The sequence below is a fragment of the Alkalimonas sp. genome (genome assembly GCF_020831925.1).
Lineage (GTDB): Bacteria > Pseudomonadota > Gammaproteobacteria > Enterobacterales > Alteromonadaceae > Alkalimonas.
Genome location: NZ_JAFIFQ010000100.1, coordinates 1 through 4,356, shown reverse-complemented (window position 1 = coordinate 4,356; position 4,356 = coordinate 1). Strand labels below are relative to the sequence as shown.

At 52.4% G+C, this 4,356-nt stretch carries 3 protein-coding genes and 2 pseudogenes; 3 read left to right on the top strand and 2 right to left on the bottom strand.

Annotated elements, in window-relative coordinates:
- Positions 1-503 (top strand): annotated as a pseudogene (locus tag JJU14_RS16125) (hypothetical protein); the annotation flags it as partial.
- A 46-nt stretch (positions 504-549) separates the two neighbouring features.
- Here JJU14_RS16125 and JJU14_RS16120 read toward each other — a convergent pair.
- The gene (locus JJU14_RS16120; protein WP_228614745.1) at positions 550-2,067 is read right to left on the bottom strand and encodes a C39 family peptidase; all 1,518 of its coding nucleotides are present in this window, start codon (positions 2,065-2,067) and stop codon (positions 550-552) included.
- 348 nt (positions 2,068-2,415) lie between these two features.
- Here JJU14_RS16120 and JJU14_RS16115 point away from each other — a divergent pair, with 348 nt between their 5' ends.
- On the top strand, positions 2,416-3,420 hold the full coding sequence (locus JJU14_RS16115) for a hypothetical protein (protein WP_228614744.1): 1,005 nt from the start codon (positions 2,416-2,418) through the stop codon (positions 3,418-3,420).
- Positions 3,421-3,461: 41 nt separating this feature from the next.
- On the opposite strand, the gene JJU14_RS16110 is transcribed toward JJU14_RS16115, so the two are convergent.
- The gene (locus JJU14_RS16110; protein ID WP_366914915.1) at positions 3,462-3,833 is read right to left on the bottom strand and encodes a DUF393 domain-containing protein; all 372 of its coding nucleotides are present in this window, start codon (positions 3,831-3,833) and stop codon (positions 3,462-3,464) included.
- 276 nt (positions 3,834-4,109) lie between these two features.
- Between JJU14_RS16110 and JJU14_RS16105 the strand changes: the two are divergent.
- A pseudogene (locus JJU14_RS16105) lies at positions 4,110-4,356 on the top strand (efflux RND transporter periplasmic adaptor subunit); the annotation flags it as partial.

Here is a 4,356-nt window from a genome sequence, read left to right as displayed (position 1 = left end):
ATATTGCTTTAACCAAGGCAGAAATCCTGCTGGAGCGGCCAGCCAGTGCGGAGCAGCTGGCCAGTTTTTTGCGCCAGCAAGCCAGGCGTGATGGCACGCCCTTATTGCTGTTGCCTGCTAGCCTGACGGTAGAGGAGGAGCAGCGCTTGGCGTTGCAGGATCGCTACTCAGCGCAGGATGATTTTGGCGTGCTTGGCCAAGCCGATTGGCAGCCTGCGACTGATGGCCAATGGCTGCGTCTTCAGCTGCACAATCGTGGTGGTATTCCCATGCCCATTGAGGTGCAAGTCAGCACGGCTGACGGTAAGCAGCACCGGCTGCAGTTGCCGGTCGATAGCTGGCGCGCTACCCAGCAGCAGCTGACAGTGGATCTTTGGCTGGCCAGCACAGAGCGCATTCGCCGGATAGAGCTGGACCCGGAGCGGTTAACTGGTGATGTGGATCCTGGTAACCAGCGAATCGAGGGGCCTCTACCTATAGTGTTGTTGCCAGCACAAAAATAAGGTGGTAACAACAGTCAATACCATTCAAGCTACTGCCGGAACTATGTCAATTTAGTATGGGCTGAAACAGGTGCAGCCAGAGATCATCGCCCGTACTGTTATCATTAATCGCGTGCTCAAACTCGGCTTTGGGATAACGGATATGAAATCCGGAGACCGATGTATCGTAGCTGCCGGGTTTGGCCAGATCCCATTGTCCATTGGGATCGTTGACGGTGTAATAGTCACCATCATAGCCAGTCACTACCAAAATATGGCCGGAGGCGGTGAACCAGCCATGCACAATGGCTGGCAAACCTTGTGCAACATGCTGTTGCAATTGAGCAAAAGTTCCATTGGTCAGGCCGGTAGAATGAGCAGAAATGTTTGCTTCTTCAGCGAGGGTATTAAAAGCGGCGGTGAGCTCGGGCACCGTTTGCAGCAGGCCAAAGCGTTGATAGAGTTGATCGGGCACCCGGCTGGCATCGGATGGTGTTGTGATACCAAAAAAATCAGTCACCATGGCCAGCGAGGTGACGCTGCAACTGGCTGCTGGTTGGTAATGATTATCCAATTGGTGGTAGTAAGGTACCAGCGGCAACGACGAACGTGCTACCAGCTGCAGGTTGTGCTCTGCACAATCATTGGGCTGGTATTCCAGTTGTTGCCAGTTCATATTTTCCAGTGCATGCGCTAGGCTGGCATCAGCAATGCGCCACACGGATGCATTTGGGCCAGCATGCTGTACAAAGGTATCAAGCTGCTCAGCGGTTAAAATATTGTCCTCGTGGGAAACGATGTGCCAGATTGGTTTAGTGGCACCCAAAGCTCGGTACTCGCAATCCCCTTGCCGAATGGTCTCGGCAATATCGCTCAGATAGCTGCCACCCCATTTTTCCACATAAGTTTGCGGCATATGCGCATCGACGTATTGATCGATAATGCCAATATTCATGCCTTGATCTTGCGGATTGCCCCAACTGGTAGCGACCAGCAAAAAGCGGTTGTCCACCAGGCCCTCGGCTCTGGCCTGACGCAGCCTGTGGTGGTAGGCCTCAAAGAGTTGATGCAAAGGTTCGTCCTTACGGTTGAATTCTTCTTCGATGTCCAGTACAAACCCCTGATAGCCGACCAGTGCTGCCGCATACAACATATCCGCCTGTTCATCGTATGAGTGGGTATCGTTGTAGGTCCAGGCCCAGGGCTCAATACCGGCATCTTTGTAGAGCTGAAGATTGGCAGGCTCACAGGCATCCTGCCATTCACCGCAAAAGACACCATGCTCTTCAAAACGAATTTTGTTGCTTTGCCAACGATAGTTAATATCGCTGATCTTGATAAAAACGCGTTTGACGCCAAGATCGGCTAAGTAAGCCGCCATATCAGCATGATTATTTCGTACCAGGCCGGGTTGATCGATGTACCAGATCCAGGCACCTAATTTATTCTCAGCAACGGCAACCAGTTCAGCCTCATCTTCTGGCGGTGTTGGGGGCTGGGATGTCTCAGGCGCAGGAGAACTGTCATTGCTGCCGCCACATGCGGTGAGCATCAGAAAAATAACAACGAGAGTCAGTAGTTTCATCGGTTTTCCTTAGAGTATTTTTAGTCTAAATGCCGATCACATGGCCTGTGCCTCTGAAGCTGTGGTTGTGGTGCTTAAGACAACGTCACCTCAGCTGTATTTATGGTATGGGCCCACTTCGTCATCGAGCTATCACCTTAAGGAATATCAATTCACCATAGAAATGACTTCCTATCGGCTTTTACGATAGATGCCAAGACACTTCAGGTGCTGAACTGCGGTGCGGTATGAATAAAGCTCTTTAAAAAAACAGGTTACATTTTGTTGCAGAATGCCGCTTTTATCTTTGTCCAGTACAGCGTTATCCTGCGTCAGGTGACCTTTTACTTTTCATGAGGAGCAGCCACCATGGCTGGGATCAATACACTTTTTTTCGGTGTCGCCCTTTTCTGGGGTGGGCTTAGCCAAGCTGCTGCTTCGCCGCTAGAGCAAGCCAGTGCATTACTGGAGCAAGAGAACTATCAGCAACTGCATGCAGTATTAGAGCCGGCACAGCGCCAGTACCGCCGTGATGCCAGTTATTGGTTCTTGCTGGGGCGGGCTGCGATGGGCTTGTCGGATACCGCTGCGGCGGAAAAGTACCTGAAAAAAGCCACCGAGCTGCAAAGCGATAGAGCCGAGTATCAATTCTGGTATGGCCAAAGCAGCTGCAATCAGGCACAAAATGTCAATATGCTCAGAGCGCGAGGCTTTGCCATCCGTTGCCGCGATGCATTTCAGGCAGCGGCAACACTGGAGCCGGAAAATCTTACCTACCAGCGGGCGCTGGCCCAGTTTCATATTCAGGCTCCCTCCATTGCCGGTGGCGATATCAAACAGGCCCTGCAAATTGCACAGCAGGTAAAAGCGTTTGATGTGCTGCAGGGCGAGTTGCTTGAACTGGAAGTGCATGCCGCCAACCAGGATCTGGCTGCCCTTCAAAACCTGCTGAGCGCTTCCGAGCAGTTGCAACAGCGGCCTGAACCTTATGTGATGCGCGGTTTTTATCAGCAGCGACAGGATGCGCATGAGCAGGCGATTCGCGAGTTTGAGCAGGCGACCTTGCTGAGCGTCGAGCCGGATGACACGGCCGCTGTGCAGCAGGTGTTGATGGCCTGGTATCAGCTGGGTCGCAATGCTGTAGCAGGCAAAACCCAGCTGGATAAAGGCATTGCCGCCCTTCAGCATTATCGCTCTCAGCTGGATACCGAGCAATTCGCAGCACTGCCTGATATGGGCTGGGCAGATCTGCGCCTGGCGCAGTTGTATTTGCTGCAGGATGAGACCGAACTTGCCCGGGCATTGCTGAAGCCATTAAAAGCCAGCAGTCAGGATCAGCGATTGTTGGATGAAATCAACAAGCTTTCGCTTTAAATGAAGTGGCGAGTTATTGCCGAAGTTGCTGCTGCAGCGCTCTAAAGCCGGCCCTCCCGCGCCAGACGGCGGCGCACCCAATGACGGTATAGCCAGGAGAGTACTGAGCGTATCAGCGGCAGGCCAATCAGCCAGGCCAGCCAGCGGTAGCGGGGCAGTCGTGACAGCAGCAGCTGGTAAGCGGGCATGGCGCGCAGCACGCGGCCGTGCTCATCCTGCACATGCAACTCCAACAAAGCGGCGCGCGGTTCGATACCCAGCGCGCGTAGTTCGTCATCGCGCCCGCTGATATCCAGCCATTCCACCTGCTCACCTTGTCCGGCATGTTTCTCATACCAGGCTCGATCGCGCACACAACCTGGGCAGGCACCATCGTAAAAGATCACTATTTTCGGCATGGTTGCTGTTTTCAAGGGAGCCGTCCAATCTCGATGTTGAACACAAAGCGATTAAAACACTATGCCATGGTGAGGCAACTATCTCCAAGCCTAGCAGGCTACTGCGCCGATGAATTATTTGACCAAAAAAGCGTAAATCTGACCATTTAAGCAAATGCATAGTGGGTGAACTTTGTTATGGCATGGCTATTACTTCATTACAAATCAATTGTTTAATTTATTGTTCGGCTGTTGGCATGATGGCTGCAATAGCTGGTGAAATGATTCAGCTTTTAGCAAGGAAACACCATTATGAACAAGCTTCTCTTTGTCAGCGCCCTGTTCACCGCCGGTTTGGTTTTAACCGGTTGCAATCAGGCACAAAGCAGTCCCAACAAAGCCTCAGCTGAGGATATCGCCATTCCGGTTGAAGTAGCCATCAGCCGTCATGGTGAAATCAGCAGCAGCTACCGCACCACGACTACCCTGGCTGCCACCGAAGAAGCGGATTTGATCAGCAAAGCCAGCGGCGTGATTGAAAAAATTCTGGTGGAAGAAG

Bases quoted from the DNA above. Each gene is read 5' to 3' on its own strand.
- JJU14_RS16120 (WP_228614745.1), bottom strand. From the start codon at position 2,067: ATGAAACTACTGACTCTCGTTGTTATTTTTCTGATGCTCACCGCATGT.
- JJU14_RS16115 (WP_228614744.1), top strand. From the start codon at position 2,416: ATGGCTGGGATCAATACACTTTTTTTCGGTGTCGCCCTTTTCTGGGGT.